The organism is Legionella lansingensis (assembly GCF_900187355.1).
Classification (GTDB): Bacteria; Pseudomonadota; Gammaproteobacteria; order Legionellales; family Legionellaceae; genus Tatlockia; species Tatlockia lansingensis.
The window spans coordinates 1094119-1117038 of the sequence record NZ_LT906451.1; the positions used below are offsets into that span (position 1 = coordinate 1094119).

The following is a 22920-nucleotide window of genomic DNA, read 5'->3' on the forward strand; positions in this document are numbered from 1 at the left end:
GATTATGACTGAAGGCAGTGAAAAAAGAGCACATTTTATTAGGCAGATGATCATCGAGGAATTAGCTAGTGGGAAACACCAAGAAGTTATCACTAGATTTCCGCCAGAGCCAAATGGTTACCTACACATAGGACATGCAAAGTCAATTTGTTTAAATTTCGGGTTGGCAGAGGAATTTAATGGTCGCTGCTATTTGCGTTTCGACGACACAAATCCTATTAAAGAAGAGCAAGAATTTGTTGATGCTATTATTGAGGATGTTGATTGGCTTGGTTTTCAATGGCATGCCATTACGTATTCTTCCGACTATTACCATGAATTATATGACTTTGCGGTTGATTTAATTAAACAGGGCAGAGCTTATGTTGACAGCTTAACCATAGAAGAGATACGTGCACATCGAGGAAGCTTACTTGAGCCTGGGCGCGAAAGTCCATATCGCAATCGACCCATCGAAGAGAACCTTGATTTGTTTCAAAGAATGAAGGCAGGTGAGTTTGCTGATGGTACGCATGTGCTGCGTGCTCGGATTGACATGCAGTCTGGTAATGTAAATATGCGTGATCCCGTTCTTTATCGTATAAGGCATGCTAAGCATCAACGCACAGGAAATGAGTGGTGCATTTATCCTATGTATGATTATGCTCACCCACTCTCAGATGCTTTGGAAGAAATAACGCACTCATTATGCACCTTAGAGTTCCAGGATCATCGGCCACTGTATGATTGGTTCATTGAGAATTTGCCAGTGCCCTCTAGGCCCGTACAAACTGAGTTTGCCCGGCTCAATTTATCACACACAGTCACTTCCAAGCGTAAATTGCGAATGTTAGTTGAGCAGGGAATTGTCTCAGGCTGGGATGACCCACGGTTACCAACCTTACGGGGGATGCGAAAACGGGGTTATCCATCATCTGCGATTAGACAATTCTGTGAACTCATAGGCATTTCCCGCAGTGATTCTGTCATTGATATGTCCATTCTCGAAGAATGTGTACGTGATGATTTAAACAAAACCGCTCCTAGGGCTTTGGCAGTTATCGACCCTTTAAAGGTGGTTATCGAAAACTATCCTGCTGATGCCGTAGAAAATTTGGAGGCCAAATTAAATCCTCAGGATCCTACATCTAAATCTCGTGTACTCCCTTTTGCCCGAGAAATTTATATTGAGCGCAGTGATTTTATGGAAAATCCACCAAAAGATTATTTTCGCCTTTCCCCAGGGAATGAAGTTCGATTAAGACATGCTTATGTCATTCGTTGCACGGATGTAATTCGTGATGCAAGAGGAGAAATTATTGAGTTGCGCTGCACTTACGATGAGAATACTTTAGGAAAAAATCCTGGTGATAGGAAAGTTAAAGGAGTTATCCATTGGGTATCCTGTCAGCATGCCTTTCCTGTGACTATTCTTCAATATGACAGATTGTTTACCGATGCTAATCCGGCGCGAGAGGAGGATTTTCTCCAGTTTCTTAACAAGGACTCTTTAATTGTGAAACAGGGTTTTTGTGAACCTTTCTTAAAGACAGCGTACCCCAATGAAGTATTTCAATTTGAGCGTTTAGGCTATTATTGCGTCAATCAAATTGTAAGAAGTCAAGTGACTACCTTTCATCGTGTAGTGGGTCTTAAAGATACTTGGGGAAAAATGAATTAAAGGGGCTTATGCATGTTGAATCTATATAACTCTCTGACAAGAAAGCAAGAGCCATTCAAACCGATATCACCAGGTAAAATTGGTATCTATGTATGTGGAATAACCGTTTATGACCGTTGTCATTTAGGTCATGCTCGTTCCATGGTTTGTTTCGATGTGATCGTTCGCTATTTGCGTTCACAAGGTTATGAAGTCACTTATGTACGCAATATTACTGATATTGATGATAAAATCATTGTTCGCGCTAAAGAGCGAGGGGTATCCATAGATGAATTGACCTCTCAATATATCAAGGCAATGCACGATGATACCAAAGCGCTGAATATTTTACCTCCTGATATTGAGCCAAGGGCTACCGCACATATAGAATCCATCATAACTCTAATTAAAAGATTGATAGATGCGGGGTTTGCTTATGTGAGTGAAAACGGTGATGTCTGTTATCAAGTTGACCGCTTTCAAGAATATGGCAAATTGTCGCATAAAGACTTAGATGGTTTAATGGCTGGCGCACGTGTAGAAGTAGTTAAAGAAAAGCGTTCGCCATTAGATTTTGTATTATGGAAACAAGCAAAACCAGGGGAGCCAAGTTGGCCGTCAATATGGGGGGATGGTCGTCCTGGTTGGCATATTGAATGTTCTGCTATGGCAATGCAGGAGCTTGGTGAGCATTTTGATATCCATGGTGGTGGGCTGGATTTGCAATTTCCTCACCATGAGAATGAAATTGCCCAAAGTGAGGCTGCCACAAGAAAACCTTTTGCGAATTATTGGATGCATGTTGGTTTGTTGCAGGTTAATAATGAAAAAATGGCCAAATCAGTGGGTAATTTCTTTACCATTGAAGACGTATTGCGCCAATACCACCCGGAAGTTATTCGCTATTTTCTGTTGAGTAGCCATTATCGTAGCTCCTTAAATTATTCCGAGGAAAATTTACAAAACGCAAAGAATGGCTTGATGCGGCTGTATCAAGCCATAAAGGACATTAACTGGGCAGACAATAATGTTGATGACCATTGGCTACAACAATTTAATCAAGCCATGGATGATGATTTCAATACACCCAGAGCATTGTCTGTATTGTTCCAATTGAGCCATGAACTCAATAAGACCAATTCTCCTCTACTTGCATCCACTCTAAAGTACTTGGCTTCTATACTGGGCCTGTTACAAGCTTCCCCTGAATCTTTCTTAAAAGCAGGACTTGAGGAGGAAGAAAAGGATAGAATTGAAAAGTTAATCTCAGAAAGGTTGCAGGCTAGAACTTCTCGTAATTGGACAAGAGCGGATGAAATTCGAGCCATTCTAGCCAAGGAAGGGATTGATCTGGAAGATGGTCCGAATGGGACTACCTGGCGCAAGAGATCGTTATAATAGCCCCGTTTTCCCCTCACCTGCCGCGCTATGCGTGTCGACCTCTCCCACAAGGCTGTCTCTTGATCACATCTCTGCCTACGCCCCGCGGCTTGTCCGCGGGGTCCAGTGTTTTAGTGCCGTGCTCCTGGATCCCGCGGACAAGCCGCGGGACGTCGGAGAGCAGAGCTGGACTGGGTTTTCAGAGATGTGTAGAAGATTTAGCCCACAAGGGGAGATACATTTTTTCCCAAGGCGGAAGGCAATTTTTCCCTCTCCCCTTGTGGGAAAGGGTAGGGTGAGGGGTATTTAAAGAATAATTAATCTATAATTTAACTAGGGATAAAACCTTATTGCTCTGCAAGGGGTGGTTATGAAGATGTTGCTTCCCATGTTGCTAACCATTTGTGGCATGTCAGTATACACCAGTTACGCTTCTCCTTTGGTGGACTCAAAGCCTGCGGAATTAACCGGATTTGTATTTATAGATACTGGCGCTCTCATTGAAGGAGAGGATAGTGCTTTTCATGTGCTACTAAGGCCAGAGTTAGCTTCTGATAGTGAGTTTGCTCCTGCTCCTGCTTATGAGGAGAATTTTTGGGATGAGGTATAGCGATAACGGATAGTCATCTATACTGTAATTGGACAAAAATTAATCGCGAGCAAAACTGTGATGCAAGGAGAGCTTTATGAAAAGTATACTTTCAGTTTTACTAGCCACAGCAGGCTTATTCACATTCTCTGGCTCCTGTTTTTCTTCAGGTGTGGATAATACGGATTCCATTCATGCTACCACGACACAATCAATGTCTGCCGATGATGATACTAGCACTTTAGATCCATTGGACGGCAGCATAACTGGCGAGTTTTTGATTAGCGCTTCGGATGAGGATGCTTTGACTTCAACACCGGGCTCAACATCTGTGGATCAAAACAGTAGTACTTCGGATCAAACAACCACTCCAGGTATGCCATCTGAGACGCCTTCATCAACCAATGGTGATAGCACAACGCCTACCCCATTACCTGGTGATAGCACTACTACACCGACTGAGCCAAGTACAACAGATACATCACCTGGCACGGATGATCCTACTAATGCAGGTACCAACGATTCTACCAGTACAGGCACTGATTCAGGGATTGGCACAAGTACAACACCAGATAGTACGAATACAAATACCAATGGTGATTCAAATACAACCAATGGAGGTACATCAACTTCACCATCTGGTTATTAAAGTATCTTCAGAAGTTATTCATAAATAATCTTGATGGGTCTGCACGACCATCAAGATCTGTCATAAATTCTAAAAGCTTTCCTGCTGCCCATTATGTTCATTTATTAATATTGCAGTTTGCTATTTGGTAAATGCAAATTTTTAGACTAAGGTTAAAAATAGGGGATGAATAAAGGAAGTAGTATGAAGGATTCACTGGCAGCTTTAGAAGAATCTTTAGCATACATGTTTGAACTACAGACAAGAGAAACTGGGACATACATTAACTCTGAAGTCCAAACCCTTAAGGAAACCCTTGAAAAGTATAAGGATGGGTCTGCTTCACTATCCCAATTAATTGTTGTTCTGAAACAAGCTCTGCCCGTTATAGGGAATTATGTCGATGGTTATATAGTCAAATTTCGTATGGAAGCGGTGGCAGAGGAAAACGGCATGTATATTGTTTGGGATACACCTGATAAACGCAAGAGGACTTACCCTCATTTTAATTACGGAGCAGGGGATTCAACAGCAGAAAGCGCCAGTGATTTTACCTCATGGTTATCATCGCTTTCGGGATTGGAGTTTTCTCACCTCGATAAGCGGAAGCAGGTTGATATTCTCCTCAATCATAGGTCAGAAATGGAGTTCATGACGAAGTTAAGAGAGTATTTAGTGGAACACCCCGATTTTTTATGCAATTTTATTTTAGAATCCCACGAAATATTTATCGAAATAATTACCACCCGTGTAGGTTTTCAGTTGAACAATGAGGATATCGCAAAAGCTATCGTTCATCACTCTACTGCAATACTCAATAATCTCCCTGAACCCCAAGATCAAGTTGCTAGTTTTATTGAATTTTGGGATTCCCATTTATCTGTCACTGGACGTTCGGTAGCCCGCTTGTTTAATGATAACGAGGCAAGAACAGAACTTGAAAAATTAGAGATTTTTCAAATCTCTGATGCTGATGAATTAGGCTTCACATTTTGATTATTTCCTGTCATTCTGAACATCCCTGTCATTTTTGCGAAGCATTATTAATGCTGACTGGTCACCCTTAATATTTCCGCCAATGAGGTATCTCCCGCGAGTACCCTTTTGAAGCCATCTTCGCGTATTGTGGGTGTAGTAGGGCGTAGATAACTATCAATGATTTGTAAGCTTTCGTTGCGATGAATCATGCCACGCAGCGTTTCATCAATCATGATTAACTCATAGATACCGGTACGACCACGATATCCCGAGTGATTACAATGTTCACAACCTTTTGGTTCATAGACATTTGAGGTATCGGTATCTGGTTTAAGACGCATTAATTCTTGTTCATCGTCACGTAATTGATGAGGGGTTTTGCAATGTGAGCAGAGCTTGCGAACCAATCGTTGGGCGATTAAACCCACAAGGCTTGAGGCCAGTAAGAAGGATTCAACACCCATATCATGCAAGCGGGTAATAGCACCAAGCGCGCTATTTGTATGGAGTGTTGAAAGAACTAAATGGCCGGTCAAACTTGCCTGTACTGCAATTTCAGCAGTTTCCAAATCTCGAATTTCTCCTATCATTACAACATCTGGATCCTGACGCAAAATGGCTCGTAGTCCTTTCGCAAAAGTCATCTGCACCTTTACATTAACTTGCGTTTGACCTATGCCGGGTAGGTCATATTCAATAGGATCTTCAATAGTTAAAATATTGCGACTGACTTGATTGAGCTCAGTTAACATTGCGTATAGAGAAGTTGTTTTACCCGAGCCTGTTGGGCCAGTGACGAGAATGATGCCATGCGGTTCAGCAATTAAGCTGCGCATGGCAACTAAAGTGGATTGCGGCATCCCTAAAAGCTTTAAGTCTAACTGCGCGGTCTGTTTATCCAGAATACGAAGGACGATGCGCTCTCCGTGATTAGAAGGCAATGTAGAGACGCGCACGTCAATATTATGTCCACCTATCCGTAAGGCAATGCGACCATCTTGCGGGATGCGTTTTTCGGCAATATCCAACTTTGCCATGACCTTAACACGAGAAATAACTAAAGGTGCAACAGCACGCTGAATTTCCAGAACTTCGTTGAGTACCCCATCAATACGGTTACGAACCAGAACCCTATCTTCATACGTTTCGATATGAATATCAGACGCTTTCTGTTTGATAGCTTGGGTGAATAAGGCATTGAGTAAGCGAATAATTGGCGCATCATCTTGATTATCCAACAAATCTTCACTGATGGGTAATTGGGAAGCCAGCGAAGATAAATTCATGTCTTCTTCCATGACCTCGGCGGCATCCAGAATTGAAGATTGAGATTGATAAATCTGTGCCAGATGCTGTTGAAATTCAGTCTCATTAACCTCTTTACAGTGAAGTTCGCATTGTAATAAACGCTTCACTTCCGCCAAAATGGGTAAAGAGGGATTCGCTAGATGATAGACTACCGCTCTGCCATTCTCTTGCACATTGGCGATGATGTTATGGTTTTTAGCAAAACTGTAAGGAAGACGTCTTGTTCTTTCACTGGTTTCCATAAGCGGTTATTTCGTCATTAATATGCGTTGTTTAGGTTGTTTAAGTATAACAGTCTGTTGTGTTGAGCCACTGAAGGGTCTTGGTAAGGCCGCCTGGTTTCGCGGTGGCAGTAACACATCAGTATTTTCAGGATGATAAGGTTGTGTTCGCAAGAATTCCAATTGCTCTTCTCTTACATCATGATATTTACCACTAGTCACATAAAGAGCATCATTGCGACTTCTTAATATGCAAGGCCGTATAAATACCATTAATACACGTTTCTCACGGTTCTTAATGTTATGTTGGAAAAGGCGACCCACACCTGGAATATCACCGATAAATGGTATGCGAGTATCATCTCCAGCCAAGCTGTCTTGGGTGAGTCCTCCTAATACAACAATGTCTCCACTTTCTACATGGACAGCAGTCACGATGCTTGAAATTTTGAAGATTGGATTATCCGTGTTGAGAGTGCTGGAGGGATCTATCGTATCGTTCCCTTGATCTATCTGAAGTTGGATGCCATCACCACGGGTAATTTGTGGCCTTACATATAAATGAAGAGCAACATTAACACGATCAAACGTCACAAAGGGACTGGCCGTTGTTGTTCCCCCAGCATTATTGGGATAACTCGTTGTAGCTACTGAAACTTGTTTTCCAACAAGAATTTTTGCTTGCCTATTATCAAGAACAACGACAGAAGGGGTGGATAAAATATTCGCCTTGCGATCACGAGCAAGAGCAAATATTTGCGCTTGCAGGTCATCAATTGCTGTTTTTGAATTAATAATAGCAAAACCTGGTCTGAAATCACGAGGCCTACCGGTTTGTTGATCAGAGCCCCACTCAATGCCTAAACTGGTAAGATCAGCCTCATCGATTTCAACAACAAGCGCCTCAATAAGTAATTGGGCTGGTTTAATATCTAACTGGCTTATAACCGATTTTAAAATGCGAATCAGAGTAACTGGTGCATTGAGGATAATGGAATTGGTGTTCGGTTCGGCAATGATCTGCACTGTTGGCTTGGTTGAACCCTCTGTTTGTGTAGCTGTTCCAGTTGTATTGGGTGTTGCCGCCGGACTGGTCGACGTTGGTGGGGGTGTTAGTGCTGTGAGGCTTTGGCTACTACTGGATGTACCACTTGCCATATTGAAGGCAGGATTGGTACTGTCTATCTCAGGCCTAGTAATTGTTCCTATGGTTGTCGCGACATTGCCACTGAAATTTGCCTGAGCAATTCCTGCCAGGATGGGTACCAAATCCTCGGCTCGTAAATAATGGAGATAAACAACCTGCGTATTACTGTTCGTGCCATAAGGGCTTTCTTTATCCAGTTTCGCAATAAGTAACCGCAGCCTGATCCTATCGGTTCTACTCCCGCTCAATAAAATGGAATTGCTGCGATCATCGGCTGCCAACATCGTCTGAGTATGACTACCAAGACCTGGTTGCGTTTTGACTAAATCTTTTAGCGTGTTGGCGACATCCATTGCTAGAGCATGTTTTAAAGGGACCATATCGATGCCATTGGCTGAAGAACTATCGACCTGGCGAATGATTCGAGCCATTTGTTTAACATTGTTTGCTCGGCCAGATAAAATCAGCATATTGGAAGGCGCATATGCGGAGACACTACTCCATTGTGGCATCAAAGGCCTTAAAACAGGCACCAGCTGTTCTGAAGGAACATAGTGAACCGGGATGACTGCAACCATCATGTCATCGCCTTTGGGTGGGCTTCTCATTTGGCTTAAAAGATCGGGGGACTGGGTTTTTGCGTCAATATTAGGAACAATTTTTATCACATCGCCACTTGGAATGGCTGCGTAACCTGAGATTTGTAGCATAGATAAAAAAACTTGATAGAGTTCTTTATCTGACATTGCTGTACTTGAAACAATAGATATTTTGCCTTGGACACGGGGATCAATAATGAAGTTTTTACCTGTGACTCGAGAAACTTCGGCAATGACTGCACGAATATCAGCACCTCGCAAATTCCACAGTTTTTTTGCGGGTGAGGAAGGAGGAAGCACTTCCTCTTCCCTTTTAATAGATTTTTTAACATTTGTTTCACTCCCAAGCTGCAGCTTTTCTTCGCTAACAGGTTCGATTTTTGTTGTACTTAGAGGTTGAGCTTGCGCTGCAATAATGGGATCAACTTTGACTGTACTAACAGTCGGAAACTTCATGATCTGAGTTTTGCTTATCTCTTCCTGCAATTTTTTTTGTAAATCGATAGCCAGTGCGTAATCAGGAATCGGGCCAACCTTAACTAAATAATTGCTCTGATTGGGAGATTGCTCAATGTTTATTGGCTGCTTAATGGAGTAGGATAATTTAAACTTTAATTGGAGAGCATTATTCTGATGCGCAAAATCGCCAACTTGAAGCACATAAGCCGGCTTGCCTTCAAGGGTAACAGACTTAATGGTGACTTCTGTAGCGCGAACAACTGTTAAGCAAAATAGAACGAGTAGGCCAACCGCAATCTTTCGCATCAAACAACCATAAAATAATTGATAGAGACATGATAACTAAATTTAAAAGGATACCATAGGGTTTTCAGAAAATATGACGATTAATATGAAATCATATTGATTAAAATTTCTCTAATAGTGAACTCGAATCACCAATTTAATTAGAGCGAAGTTTAGTAGTGCGATATAATAAACACAATTTATTTTTTTGATTCATATGGATAATGCAAAAAAAGACAGAGATTGCTATGACAGGGAAGGTTAAATTATCTCCTGTCCAAAGTGTTGGGGATTGCGGCTATCATACAGTGATTATTGGACTCTTTTACTTAGCACTCAAAGCCAGGGAGGATGAGAAAATAGCATCTGTGATTAATGTCAGTGACACACTCAGCAAACTTTTAGCGGCACAACCTGGTTCGCTTAAAAAATGTCTTGTAAAACCATTTAAAACCAACCAAGAATGCTTGTTGAGTTATTTAGATGCAATGGCTGCAACAGGCTTTGAACAACTCACTTTTAATGAGATTTTATCTAATTTCACATCACAATTGAAACGACTTAATTGCGACTCAGATTGGTTAGAAGAACGGGTTAAGAATGAAATTAAAAGTGGTTTATGGTTAGAAACCAATCGAGCATGGGAAAAACTACCTTCATTCAAAAAAATAATGAAGAAAATTCAAATGAAAGCAGACGAACTTTATGAAAAAGCAATTGCAGTCAACCCCCAAAAACCTAATGACGATTTGCTATTTGAAATTATGTTTCAAGCGCAAATTGAAGCGTGTGATGCCTTAACTGATGAAGAGCTAATCCTCTCCGCTAAGGAGGTCATTTCTCATTTTTATGCAGTAGACGCGCCGAAAGCCTGGTTAGACGATGCATTTCTCAAACGCTTGGTTACTCATTTGTTAGGCTCATCCAATATTATGTTTGACAAGGATAGCGTAAAAATAACAGGGGAAGGACCAAATAATAATCATTGGTATATAGAACTTCCCAATGATGAATGCACGCAAAAATTTATTTCAATCTATAAGACAGGCTATCACTCTGGACTGACCATTGTATTACCAGGAACTAAAGTTGAGATCGCTTTATCGAGCTATAGTTCTCTTTTCCCACCAGCAACTAAAATTGATAAAACCCATGATCCTGAAAGTCTATTCAACTACTCCGTATAAATAACCAGGGTCTATGGCTCTACAAGGCCTACTTGACGCTCCCTGATCAAGTCTAGGAGCGGGGTGAGTAGGGGTTTTCGAGAAATTGGATAAATGAATTGTCAACAGGCCTTAGAATAATTTTATGTCGAAGACAGATCTTTACTTTGTGGGATTTGAATTTCATCACGCGCCTTAGGGTTGCCATGTTTTTCTTTACTTGTCTGCAATGACAAACCAGAGCTGATAAGTGAGGATATGGAGGTTTTGTCCTTTCTTAATTCAAGTTCTTTTTCAACTTTCTTGATTTTTTCATTCATATCAGCAATGGATTTTCGAGTCATACTCAATTCAGTGTACACTTTTGTACTCGTTTCATCGGCTGCAATAATAGGGATTAAAGCGTTATCGATGGTTTCTTGAGTAGGTGGTTCTTTATCAAAATAGCTTAAGGCAGAAAGTCCTTCTGCAAGGGATGAATCAAGATACTTCGCATAAAGACCTGAAGCTGCATCTTTAAATGTCGTGATTAATTGTTGTTGTGCTTTCAGTAACTCTTCGTGCTCTTTTATAAGTGTGGAAAGATTATCCGAATGTTTATCTTTTACTCGATACACTTCAATTTCTTTAAGATCTTTGCTGGACCCTGAGTTTACGGTTTTTAATAAAGAATCTGTTGTATCATTTTTAGGAACATCGATATACCAGTGTGATGTTGAAGGCCCCTTACTGGTAATTTCAATTCCTTTAGGATCAAAAAACACATTCTCGGCATTGGGGAAAAGTAGTTTCGAAAAGTATCTTAAAAACTCATCGTCGACCCAGGCTTTTGCAGATCTAGGACCATAATGTTTCGTAATGACCGCTGTTGCCATACTTTTTAACGCTGTATCCTCTAATTCTTTAAAAATTTCGAGTGTGGCTTGGAACCTTAACTCACCTGCCTTATCAATGTCTACGTCTTTACCATTTGCAAGCTCCACCATTCTGTCTAAAATTTTCCCATTTAAACGTTTAAATGGTGGCAGGTCCATCCATTTTTGGTGATCAAGTACCCACGCTCCTTCTCTTAGTATGGCTTTAAAATAGTTGACTCCCCAATCAGAAGCTACAAGGGAGCTGCGGATCCCATCGCTAAATTCACTCAATATCTCTTTAAAAGAAAGGCTATCCCAGCCTGTTGCGTTGAGCTCTGTTAGTATATTCTCGAGGGTTTGCACATTGTTGGCACCAGTGATTCTGCTTATCTTGGGCATGTGAGAGAATACAGTTGATAACATTTGGCTGTTATTTATTGTTGCAGCGAGCTTTTCATCTGTTTTAGCTTGCATTCCAAGATGCAACACACCAACACATACAGCATAATAACCACAATCTCCAGCATCATAAGGGGGCTCAAGCCTAGAACGTTTGATAATAGGAGCTTCTTTTGTAATGTCTATTTTACTTTTCATATGTACACTATCAAGATGAAATTTAATTATTTAGAGAGCATTGAATCATAAAAAGCTTAATAGATTATTAAAAAATCAATTTAATTATAAAAAATTCATATTGAGATTGTTTTTAACAACAATAAATTTCTAAGAGGAACAGCATGCGCATGCGGTGACAAAGGTGATATTGGCAGAGGATCTGATGCTTGATCTTGCCCTAATCTTTGATTGAAGTAATAAATATGTGCAAAATTTCCAATTATTGCGATAGAACGAGATAAATACTCGTCAGGTAGTTTCTCAACATCATCTGCATCCGTAGAGACGTTCCCTTATGTCGGGAGATCTTTATTTCCCGGGAGTTGAACTTCATCAATCACTTCAGATTTGTCACTAGCAGTATGTTTTTCTTTACTTGTCTGCAATGACAAACCAGAGCTGATAAGTGAGGATATGGAGGTTTTGTCCTTTCTTAATTCAAGTTCTTTTTCAACTTTCTTGATTTTTTCATTCATATCAGCAATGGATTTTCGAGTCATACTCAATTCAGTGTACACTTTTGTACTCGTTTCATCGGCTGCAATAATAGGGATTAAAGCGTTATCGATGGTTTCTTGAGTAGGTGGTTCTTTATCAAAATAGCTTAAGGCAGAAAGTCCTTCTGCAAGGGATGAATCAAGATACTTCGCATAAAGACCTGAAGCTGCATCTTTAAATGTCGTGATTAATTGTTGTTGTGCTTTCAGTAACTCTTCGTGCTCTTTTATAAGTGTGGAAAGATTATCCGAATGTTTATCTTTTACTCGATACACTTCAATTTCTTTAAGATCTTTGCTGGACCCTGAGTTTACGGTTTTTAATAAAGAATCTGTTGTATCATTTTTAGGAACATCGATATACCAGTGTGATGTTGAAGGCCCCTTACTGGTAATTTCAATTCCTTTAGGATCAAAAAACACATTCTCGGCATTGGGGAAAAGTAGTTTCGAAAAGTATCTTAAAAACTCATCGTCGACCCAGGCTTTTGCAGATCTAGGACCATAATGTTTCGTAATGACCGCTGTTGCCATACTTTCTAACGCTGTATCCTCTAATTCTTTAAAAATTTCGAGTGTGGCTTGGAACCTTAACTCACCTGCCTTATCAATGTCTACGTCTTTACCATTTGCAAGCTCCACCATTCTGTCTAAAATTTTCCCATTTAAACGTTTAAATGGTGGCAGGTCCATCCATTTTTGGTGATCAAGTACCCACGCTCCTTCTCTTAGTATGGCTTTAAAATAGTTGACTCCCCAATCAGAAGCTACAAGGGAGCTGCGGATCCCATCGCTAAATTCACTCAATATCTCTTTAAAAGAAAGGCTATCCCAGCCTGTTGCGTTGAGCTCTGTTAGTATATTCTCGAGGGTTTGCACATTGTTGGCACCAGTGATTCTGCTTATCTTGGGCATGTGAGAGAATACAGTTGATAACATTTGGCTGTTATTTATTGTTGCAGCGAGCTTTTCATCTGTTTTAGCTTGCATTCCAAGATGCAACAGACCAACACATACAGCATAATAACCACAATCTCCGGCATCATAAGGAGGCTCAAGCTTAGAGCGTTTGATAACAGAAGCTTCTTTTGTAGTGTCTTTTTTACTTTTCATATTACAATCCATAAGATGAAATTATATATGCACAAATTATAGTATAATTCATCAATTAGATTGATTTATGATCTATTTTCATTTGACACGCGTTATTTGCACCTAATAGAATGGAATAATTTCTTGGATTTACGAATAAAAGATATTCGGAGAAGGGAGTGTAAGCTTCTGCTCCTAAGCAAAAGGAGTTGATATGAATAGCGGCGTTAACAATATCCCTTTCGTTGATCAAATTGGCCCGTTGCTTGCAAATGAACTTCCTTACTGTTTTAAGCAGATAAAATTAGAGTGAGATTAGGCTCTACTCCAGAATAGGGGGGCTTACCCTTTGCGAATTTGCGAGTCAAGAAGGGGGCTAAATTCAATATACAAAACTGCGGTCAAGTGGTGGCTATGGGTGGACTCGAACCACCGACCTCAGCATTATGAGTGCCGCGCTCTAACCGGCTGAGCTACATAGCCACAAGAGGTCGTGATTTTGTCTCTTTAGACGTTTAATGTCAATACTTACTTACTGATCATTAATATTTTTTACCTCTGAAACGACAAATTGAAAGCCTATAGGCAAGGCCCCTTGTTATCTCGATTAAGTTAAAGATTGTTCTATTCGTGAATGACTGATCCGTGGTAACCATGTCCAGACTGATGATGGATCCCGCGGTCGATGCCGCGGGAATTCGAGTTCAGAGGCCGGGGGATTACGATAATCTATACAACCAACAAGTACAGTGCGCCAGGGCCGCGTAAAACCTGCAGCAATAATTGCTTGCTTTGCTGATGAGCGACTGTTTGTAAAGCTCTAACGCTGGGAGTAGGTTGCTTATTAGCACTAATGATAATATCACCAGGCCTTAAGCCAGCTCGCCAACCAGCACTAGTCTCTGCAGCCCCAGTAACTTGAACTCCCACCACATGACCATGCAGAGGAGAGTCTTGCTCAAAGTTTTTGAGTGCAAGTCCATAGAGGAAGGGATTACCAGCTTGCAGTTTTTGCTCATGTTTTTTGACATCAGTCACTACTGCGCTTAATGTCATCTCTTTTCCATCGCGTTGGATAGTCAATTTTGCTTCGCTACCAACACGCAACAGTCCTATAGTGGATTTGACCTGAGTCGCTTGGGTGATTTTCGTGTCATTAATTTTGGTAATGATATCCCCAGGTTTCAAACCCGCTTTTTCTGCTGGTGAATCCTGATTCACTTGCGCAATAATTGCTCCTTGAAAATCTTCTGGATAGCCCATGGCTTGAGCTAATTCAGGGGTGAGGTGTTGTACAAAAATACCCATTAAACCGCGATGGATAGTACCATATTTAATTAATTGTTGAGCAACATCTTTTGCCATGTTAATTGGAATGGCAAAGCCAATGCCTACGTTACCACCGTAAGGTGAAATAATCGCGGTGTTAATTCCTATTAATTCTCCTTTCGTATTAACTAAAGCACCGCCTGAATTTCCTGGATTAATTGCAGCATCGGTTTGAATAAAATTCTCAACACCTTCAATGTTTAAATCACTGCGTTTGGTTGCGCTGATAATTCCAAACGTAGCGGTTTGGCTATTACCAAAGCTATTTAATCCAAAGGGATTACCAATGGCAACCACAAAATCACCTACCTCGGCGTTGTCGGAGTTACCAATAGGGAGGCTTTTTAAGTTTTTTGCGTCAATTTTTAATACAGCAATGTCTGTATCGCTATCACCACCGATGAGTTTCGCTTTTAAACGACGACCATCATTTAAGGTAACAGTGATCAAGGAAGCATTACGCAGGACATGATCATTGGTGATAATTATCCCATTTTGTGGATCGACGATAACTCCTGAACCAATGCTTTGAAATTTTTTTGGTTTTTCAGGCAATTGTGGTTGTGGGTGGGAAGGTCTATCATTATCATTGGCCTCATCGTCATCCTCTGCGCTAGGTACATAGCTAGGAATGTAGCCTTGAACAGCAATATTTACGATGGCCGGCATGGTGCTCTTGAGGATTGGTGCCCATGTACCCAAGGCCTTGGGTTCTTCTTGGGCAATTGCTGTAAAAGAAAAGATATTTAAAAGCAAGATTGCTAGAGTTATACGGATTGCATTAGTCATAGTCATATTGTTTGTTTCCAAATGTTTCAGTAAACCAAATAAGTGTTGCCATTCTACCTGTTTGTGACTCTCTGCGATAGGAATAGAAGTCATTTTTTTGCTCAAATGTGCAGGAATTTGATTGATAAACAGCTGTAACGCCAGAGTAATTAAGAATTCGTTCCGCGAGTTTTGCTAGATTAGCATGCCATTTCTCACCGATGGGACGGAACTCTTGCGTCGCAAAAGGATAGCGTTTTTGATAACTTTCCAATACCTCAGGACCGGTTTCATAACACGATTGGCAGATTGCTGGGCCAATCCATGCCATCAGTTTATCAGGAGCGCTTTTAATGCGAGCTAGCGTATTTTCAACGATCCCGTTAACCAGCCCACGCCAGCCAGCATGAATCGCTGCAATCTCATTACCCTCCTGATTACAGAGTAAAATGGGTAGACAGTCCGCAGTCAATATGGCCAGAGGTTGACGTGCAGTTCTGGTAATAGCTGCATCTGCAACACGATTATTGTCTTCTTCCGTCACAACACAAACATTACTGTGGATTTGCTCAAGCCAAGCGGGCTCTTGTGTCGTCCCTAACTCTTTTCTTAACTGCTGCCGATTCAAGGAAACAGCATCTGGGTTATCACCAACATGAGCAGCTAGATTGTTGCTGTCAAAAGGTATTTTACTAAAGCCTGAATGTCGTAGAGTTGTAAAGGCCTTGACATTAGAAGGAGAAGGCCAGTTTGCATGGAGTTTAGTCAAGATATTTATCCAGGGTTTCAAGAAGAAAGCGAAAATCATCCGGTAAAGGTGCTGCAAATGTCAATTCTTCTTTGGATTTAGGGTGAGAAAATGACAAGGTAGCTGCATGCAATGCCTGACGTTTAAATCGCTGAAGGACTTCTCTTAGTTCCTCATTCGCTTGTGGAGGAAAACGCATCCGTCCACCGTATAATGGGTCGCCAACAACAGGGTGATTAATATAAGCCATATGTACCCGGATCTGATGCGTTCGACCGGTTAATAGCTGAACATCAAGCAAAGTAAAATAGTGGTAATGTTTGCGGATGGAATAATGGGTTATAGCTTGCCGCCCTTGTTCGCAAACAGCCATTTTGAGGCGATTGCGAGGATGGCGACCAAAAAAAGTGTCAATTTCTCCCCCTGAGATGAGGTGTCCATTGACTAATGTGATATAACAGCGATGTATCTCATGTGCCTGCATTTGCCTAATCAAATTCGTATGTGCCGGTAGCGTTTTGGCAATCACGAGCAGACCAGTGGTATCTTTATCTAGCCGATGAACAATACCTGCTCGTGGCAAATGGCCAAGTTGCGGAGCGTGATGTAATAGAGCATTCACAAGGGTATGTTCACGATTACCAGCACCAGGATGAACGACAAAACCTGCTGGTTTATTAATCACTAGGATTTCGTCATCTTCAAAAATACTATCTAGTGGGATGGCTTCTGGGAGGGAAGTCTCAGTGCCATTTTCGGGGAATTCCACATCTATTTGGATTTCATCACCACCCAAGACTTTATCTTTAGGTTTACATGACTGTTGATTTAATGTGATAAGTCCCTGCTTTAGCCAATGGCTTAATTGCGAACGCGAGTAATCTGGGAATAATTGTGCGAGTACCACGTCAATTCGTTGTCCGTGATATTCGCGGGGTATGGTAACGCATTGCTTAATGGAATCGGTCATGCCGTAATATGCTCGTCAATTGATCGTCCGCGCAAGGAATTGGGCAGAGCTTCACTAATGAGAACATTAACGAATTGACCTACTAACGTTGCAGGACCGTCAAAATTAACAACGCGATTGCACTCCGTTCGTCCTGCCAACTGTTGCGGATTTTTTTTGGATGCGCCAGTAACAAGAATGCGTTGGTGACTTCCAACCATCGCTTGACTATAGTGAGAGGCCTGCAACAGTAGCCGATTCTGTAGAATCTGTAGTCTTTGCTTCTTTACTTCCATGGGGGTTTCATCGGCTAAATTAGCCGCTGGTGTTCCTGGACGAGGACTGTATATAAAACTAAAAGAGGTATCAAAGCCAATTTCATGGACAAGATTCATGGTTGCTTGAAAATCTTCGTCTGTCTCGCCAGGAAAGCCAACGATAATATCTGTTGATAGACGAATATCGGGGCGTACTTTGCGTAATTTGCGGATTTTCGATTTAAATTCCATTGCGGTATAGCCGCGCTTCATCATTGTAAGGATTTTATCTGAACCACTTTGTACTGGTAGATGTAGATGATTGGCGAGTTGTGGAACTTCAGCATAGGCATTGATCAAATTATCAGAGAAGGCCAGAGGATGAGATGTTGTAAAGCGAATACGACCGATGCCATCAATCGCTGCCAGATAATGAATGAGTAGTGCCAGATCAGCAATATCACCATTGTCCATAGCACCGCGATAATCGTTTACGTTTTGTCCAAGGAGATTAATTTCCCTTACCCCTTGCTTCGCGAGTTGGTAACACTCGGCTAAAACATCATCAAAAGGGCGGCTAATCTCTTCACCCCGGGTGTAGGGAACAACACAGTAACTGCAATATTTGCTGCAACCTTCCATGATAGAGACAAAGGCAACAGGTCCCTCAGCTCGTGGCGCAGGCAGATGATCAAATTTTTCAATTTCAGGAAAACTGATGTCAACAACGGGCTTTTTTGTGTACAAACGTTCGTTAAGCAAAGCAGGTAGACGATGAAGGGTTTGCGGACCGAAAACGAGATCCACAAAAGGAGCTCTCTTTATAATGTCGGCACCTTCTTGGCTAGCAACACAACCACCAACTCCAATAACAACGTGAGGATTTTTCTGTTTGTATTCTCGCCATTGCCCGAGTTGAGAAAAGACCTTCTCTTGGGCTTTTTCGCGAATGGAGCAAGTGTTTAAAAGAATGACATCTGCCTCCTCAACATTGTCCGTTTTTTCCAGTCCATGGGACTGTAGCAGTACTTCTGCCATTTTGGATGAATCGTATTCATTCATCTGGCAGCCATTTGTTTTAATATAAAGTTTTTTTGCCATGTTCATATGTATGTTTCAAATAAGTCTATAATTTCGGTGCGATTGGAAAGTGTAGCTCGAACCGTGATGAGAAACGTCGAATTATACTTTCAACTCTTCCCGTTTATCCTCTACAGATTGACAATACGTTTCTCTAATCCGAGGTAAAATCAACAAGGAAACTAGCATGCCAGCAGGTAACAAAGCTAAAGCAACATGATAGGCTTCTAACGGATAAACCCGGACTTTATCAACGATTTCTCCATGCCACATTCTATCAAGAATAAAACCAATGATGGGTTGTGCTAAGGCAATACCTACCATATTCATCATATTCATGAAGCTTAAGCCAGTGGCAACATAGCGTTTACTGCACAGTTCCTTAGCAATGGCAAAAGCAGGAAGAAAACCAGCAGAAAAAATGCCAAAGCTAAACAAAAGGATTTGCATAATCCAACCGGCCTCTATGTTAGCATAAATAAATAGCAAACTGGTGATTATGGCTCCGATACTGCCTATATACATTGGTGGTTTTCTTAGACCTATGCGATTTGAAAAAATTCCCCATATCGGACTGGCGATGGCCCAGCCTACAAAAACCAAGGAGATATAATTTGCGGCTGTTGCTTTTGCAATATGCATTTTATACATCAAAAAGGGAACTCCCCATAGGCCACAGAATACAGGTGTAGCCATATACATTAATCCACCATAAATAGCGACCAACCATAACTGCCGATTTTTGACAATAGTTAAAAGACTGGGAAGTAGAGGTTCTTCTTCAATATTATGTTTTAGGGCTACTCGTTTATGAGGAGAATCTTTGGCAATGAGCATGATCAATAAGGCTAAGACGATTCCCACGGAGCCCATAATGATCATGCTTTTGCGCCAACCATAACCATCAATTAGTAAAGCCAAGGGTGTTTCCCCACCAATCGCACCTAGCATTCCTATTGTTACCATCATGCCTGTTAATAATGCAAAACGTTGAGGAGGGAACCAATTAGCGGCCAGCTTCATTGAACCTACGGCAGCGAAGGCAGAGCCAAAGCCGATCATCAGACGAGCGATACAGGCCATAAAAAAGCTATTGGTTAAACCAAAGGCGATTGTACTAACAGCGCAGATCGTTGTTGCAATTGTTAATAGGCGTTGAGGGCCGAAGTAATCCATTAATACACCACCAGGCAATTGCATGGCTGCATAGGAGTAAAAATAAATACCTGATAAAATACCCAGAGTCTGGCTGGTAACTGCAAAATCACGCATCAATTCGGTGCTCATCACACTTGGTGAGACCTGAAGCAAGCACTCATAAAAATAAAATAAACAACCTAATCCCCATACAATCCAGGGCAGAAACGATTGAAGGGAGGAATGATTCGGTGCCACTGAACTGCTGTAATCCATCGACGTCTTTACTCCTGTCTATTGATTGAACCACTCTGCACAATTATTACAACTTCAACGAGTTGTAACCTAGGGCGAAATTAAAAATACTATCACCCTGCCTACTATTTGTCTATTCTGTGTGCAGGTAAAAGATGTCCTGATGTTTTTTAAATGGATTCTTCCCAAGATGAACTCTCTATTTTTCTTCGGAGAACAATAAGTTATGATGTTTTCTGATATTATCTTACTCGATTTTCAAGTTTTTATTGTTTGACTTTTAGAACACCGAATTACTGTGGCTTGACCACGGTATCCATAGTATATTGAAGATCGCTGGATACCGTGATCAGCCACGGTAATTCGGTTTTTTGATTTGGCAAATTTAAAAAATTTTAAGATCAATCTATTCATAAAAGCCTTCCAAAGGATGATCACTATGATCGTAGAAATTCTATCTCGGGTACAATTTGCTTTTAGCATAGGATTCCACATTCTTTTTCCCACACTCAATTTAGGCCTGGCCATGTTTTTGGTCATTATGGAAGCGATGTGGCTTAAATCTCACAACCCAATTTATTTAAGAATTTGTCAATTCTGGACCAAAATTTTTGCACTCACCTTTGGTATGGGGGTGGTCTCAGGAATTGTCTTGGCTTACCAAATAGGCACAAATTTTGGTCCGTTTATCGCTCAGTTTGGTAATGTTCTAGGTGCCTTATTTGCCTATGAAACCCTAACAGCCTTCTTTCTTGAGGCAGGATTCTTAGGTGTTATGCTTTTTGGTTGGAAGAAAGTACCCCCTGGGCTTCATTTTATAGCAACCTTGCTGGTTACTGTTGGAACGACCATTTCTGCCTTCTGGATTTTATCAGCAAATTCTTGGATGCAAACGCCTACGGGTTATGTTCTATTGAATGGGAAATATCTTGTTGCCAATTGGTGGGACGTCGTTTTTAATCCGTCTTTTATTCCACGCATGCTGCATATGATTTTGGCTTCATATACCACAACGTGTTTTGTCGTAGCTGCAGTTTCTAGTTACTTCTTGTTAAAACATAAACATGTTGATGTGGCTACTACCTGCTTATCTTTTGCTATGTGGGCAGCTCTGATTGTAGTCCCTATCCAAATTTATCTGGGAGATACTGTCGGTCTTACTGTTCATCGATACCAGCCATTAAAAACTGCAGCAATGGAAGGTGTGTGGGAAACACAACGCGGCGCTCCTTTTTTAGTTTTCGCCTGGCCATCCCAGCAAGAACAGAAAAATCACTTCACTGTAGCTATACCCAAGTTAGGCAGTTTATTGAATACCCATGAGTTAGATGGGGAACTTCTCGGATTAAAATCTGTAGACAAGATGGATCAACCTTTGGTTGCCCCCGTCTTTTTTAGCTTTCGAATCATGGTAGGGATAGGGCTCTTGATGCTGGCTACTGCGTTAGTGGGCTTGCTCTTAAGGAGGCGAAAGGCCCTTTTTACCTCAAAGCGCTTTCATCAATTCTGTCTTTTTATGGCGCCACTGGGCTTTATTGCTAGCGTCTGTGGCTGGTTAACGGCTGAAATAGGCCGTCAGCCTTGGGTAGTATATAACTTGATGAGAACGAAAGCTGCGGTTTCGGCCATTGGTGTTGAGGAAGTGATCATTTCCATGGTTCTTTTGATTTTGGCGTACGGGATTGTTTTTGGTTTTTATCTTTATTATTTGTTCAAAACCATCCGTCGTGCGCCTCTAGTCACTCATGATGTAGAACATCATATATTCCAATATATGACTGATACTCAGCGGGGGAAAAAATAATGCTTCCTTTTGTCTTTGCGAGTTTATTGGCTTTTATAGTGATTATGTATGTCGTTCTGGATGGCTTTGATTTGGGCGTTGGTATCTTATTTCCTTTTACGGAAAGCGAGCGAGAACGCGATCAAATGATGAACTCAGTTGCTCCGGTCTGGGATGGTAATGAAACTTGGCTCGTCTTTGGTGGAGCGATGTTATATGGGGCTTTTCCAACTGTTTACGGCTTATTACTCCCTATTCTCTATATGCCTATTATGCTTATGCTCATTGCCTTAATCTTTAGGGGTGTTAGTTTTGAGTTTCGCTTTAAAGCGGAGCGAACCAAATATTTATGGAATTGGTCATTTGCAATCAGTTCCCTGGCTGCGACCTTTTTTCAAGGGGTGATATTAGGTGCTTTTGTTCAAGGCTTCCCAATAAATGAAGCATCCATGACTATTAATGAGGCAGATTGGTTAACCCCTTTTAGCTTACTTACAGGCATTGCTCTTATATGCGGCTACGGTTTGCTTGGTGCTACCTGGATGTTCATGAAATGCGAAGGGCGATTACAAAGCAAAATGGCTCATTTAGCGAAAGGTTTGTTAGTGCTGGTCAGTATTTTTTTAGTTTTTGTCAGCATATGGACACCATTGCATAGTGAGGAAGTTTTTCAGCGTTGGTATAGCTTTCCTAATGTATTATTATTATCGCCCTTACCTCTTATTACAGCTTTGGTGATTGTGTTAACTTGGAGAAGTTTTGCAAGCAGCAATGAGGTTAAGCCTTTTCTTTATAGTATTGTAATCTTCTTATGTTCTTATACGGGAATCGCTATTAGTGTCTATCCTTACTTGATTCCTCATCGGGTTGATATCTGGGAGGGGGCGGCTCCAAATTCTACCTTATTATTTATTCTAGTGGGAGTGGTAATTATGTTGCCTCTTTTGCTCGCTTATACGGCTTACACGTATTATGTATTTCGTGGGAAATCACATGAAGGTTATCATTGATGCATAGATCCTAATATATGGTATCCTAGGCGCTGTTATTTATTTAATACTCGATCTCCGAGTTTCTATTGCTTGACTTTAGAACACCGAATTACCATGGCTTGACCACGGTATCCATGGTTTACTGGAGATTGCTGTATA

At 41.2% G+C, this 22920-nt stretch carries 17 protein-coding genes and 1 tRNA gene; 8 read left to right on the top strand and 10 right to left on the bottom strand.

Translation table 11 applies throughout. The features are described from left to right. The first annotated feature begins 4 nt into the window (after positions 1–4). The 5 genes from CKV79_RS05000 to CKV79_RS05020 all read left to right on the top strand — a co-directional run bounded on the left by CKV79_RS05000 (position 5) and on the right by CKV79_RS05020 (position 5232). The gene (locus CKV79_RS05000; RefSeq protein WP_028374198.1) at positions 5–1660 is read left to right on the top strand and encodes a glutamine--tRNA ligase/YqeY domain fusion protein; all 1656 of its coding nucleotides are present in this window, start codon (positions 5–7) and stop codon (positions 1658–1660) included. Between the two features lie 12 nt (positions 1661–1672). After that, on the top strand, positions 1673–3037 hold the full coding sequence (gene cysS, locus CKV79_RS05005) for a cysteine--tRNA ligase (protein WP_028374199.1): 1365 nt from the start codon (positions 1673–1675) through the stop codon (positions 3035–3037). Positions 3038–3389: 352 nt separating this feature from the next. Beyond that, positions 3390–3629 (top strand): hypothetical protein, encoded by a 240-nt coding sequence (locus CKV79_RS05010; protein ID WP_028374200.1) that lies wholly within the window; start codon positions 3390–3392, stop codon positions 3627–3629. A gap of 76 nt (positions 3630–3705) precedes the next feature. Further along, complete coding sequence (locus CKV79_RS05015) at positions 3706–4257, top strand: hypothetical protein (RefSeq protein WP_028374201.1); 552 nt, start codon at positions 3706–3708, stop codon at positions 4255–4257. Positions 4258–4440: 183 nt separating this feature from the next. Beyond that, entirely contained in the window at positions 4441–5232 is a 792-nt protein-coding gene (locus CKV79_RS05020; protein WP_028374202.1) for a hypothetical protein, read from the top strand. Between the two features lie 47 nt (positions 5233–5279). On the opposite strand, the gene lspE is transcribed toward CKV79_RS05020, so the two are convergent. Beyond that, positions 5280–6764, bottom strand: a complete 1485-nt coding sequence (gene lspE / locus CKV79_RS05025) for a GspE family T2SS ATPase variant LspE (protein WP_028374203.1) — start codon at positions 6762–6764, stop codon at positions 5280–5282. Between the two features lie 6 nt (positions 6765–6770). Beyond that, positions 6771–9254: a GspD family T2SS secretin variant LspD gene (gene lspD, locus CKV79_RS05030; protein WP_028374204.1), complete on the bottom strand. Its 2484-nt coding sequence runs from the start codon at positions 9252–9254 to the stop codon at positions 6771–6773. Positions 9255–9457: 203 nt separating this feature from the next. Between lspD and CKV79_RS05035 the strand changes: the two genes are divergently transcribed. After that, a complete protein-coding gene (locus CKV79_RS05035) occupies positions 9458–10420 on the top strand; it encodes a hypothetical protein (RefSeq protein ID WP_028374205.1) in 963 nt (320 codons plus the stop codon). 122 nt (positions 10421–10542) lie between these two features. On the opposite strand, the gene CKV79_RS05040 is transcribed toward CKV79_RS05035, so the two are convergent. From CKV79_RS05040 to CKV79_RS05075, 8 genes are all read right to left on the bottom strand, one after another. After that, positions 10543–11853, bottom strand: coding sequence for a hypothetical protein (locus CKV79_RS05040; protein WP_095141730.1), 1311 nt, complete (start codon positions 11851–11853; stop codon positions 10543–10545). 314 nt (positions 11854–12167) lie between these two features. Next, complete coding sequence (locus CKV79_RS05045; RefSeq protein ID WP_095141732.1) at positions 12168–13484, bottom strand: hypothetical protein; 1317 nt, start codon at positions 13482–13484, stop codon at positions 12168–12170. 385 nt (positions 13485–13869) lie between these two features. After that, positions 13870–13946, bottom strand: a tRNA-Met gene (locus CKV79_RS05050). 246 nt (positions 13947–14192) lie between these two features. Beyond that, positions 14193–15461 (bottom strand): Do family serine endopeptidase, encoded by a 1269-nt coding sequence (locus CKV79_RS05055; protein WP_408606918.1) that lies wholly within the window; start codon positions 15459–15461, stop codon positions 14193–14195. Between the two features lie 112 nt (positions 15462–15573). Further along, the gene (pgeF, locus tag CKV79_RS05060; protein WP_408606913.1) at positions 15574–16329 is read right to left on the bottom strand and encodes a peptidoglycan editing factor PgeF; all 756 of its coding nucleotides are present in this window, start codon (positions 16327–16329) and stop codon (positions 15574–15576) included. Continuing rightward, a complete protein-coding gene (gene rluD / locus CKV79_RS05065; protein ID WP_028374031.1) occupies positions 16322–17278 on the bottom strand; it encodes a 23S rRNA pseudouridine(1911/1915/1917) synthase RluD in 957 nt (318 codons plus the stop codon). Before rluD ends, pgeF begins: the two co-directional genes overlap by 8 nt. Continuing rightward, positions 17275–18615 carry a tRNA (N6-isopentenyl adenosine(37)-C2)-methylthiotransferase MiaB gene (miaB, locus tag CKV79_RS05070; protein WP_028374032.1) on the bottom strand — a complete coding sequence of 447 codons (1341 nt, stop codon included), beginning with the start codon at positions 18613–18615 and terminating at the stop codon, positions 17275–17277. The genes rluD and miaB overlap by 4 nt, the downstream gene beginning before the upstream one ends. An 81-nt stretch (positions 18616–18696) precedes the next feature. Further along, the gene (locus CKV79_RS05075) at positions 18697–20007 is read right to left on the bottom strand and encodes an MFS transporter (RefSeq protein WP_028374033.1); all 1311 of its coding nucleotides are present in this window, start codon (positions 20005–20007) and stop codon (positions 18697–18699) included. Between the two features lie 418 nt (positions 20008–20425). On the opposite strand from CKV79_RS05075, the gene CKV79_RS05080 reads away from it, so the two are divergent. Continuing rightward, entirely contained in the window at positions 20426–21790 is a 1365-nt protein-coding gene (locus tag CKV79_RS05080; RefSeq protein ID WP_028374034.1) for a cytochrome ubiquinol oxidase subunit I, read from the top strand. Continuing rightward, positions 21790–22779, top strand: a complete 990-nt coding sequence (cydB, locus tag CKV79_RS05085; RefSeq protein WP_028374035.1) for a cytochrome d ubiquinol oxidase subunit II — start codon at positions 21790–21792, stop codon at positions 22777–22779. Before CKV79_RS05080 ends, cydB begins: the two co-directional genes overlap by 1 nt. The last annotated feature ends 141 nt before the right edge of the window (positions 22780–22920 follow it).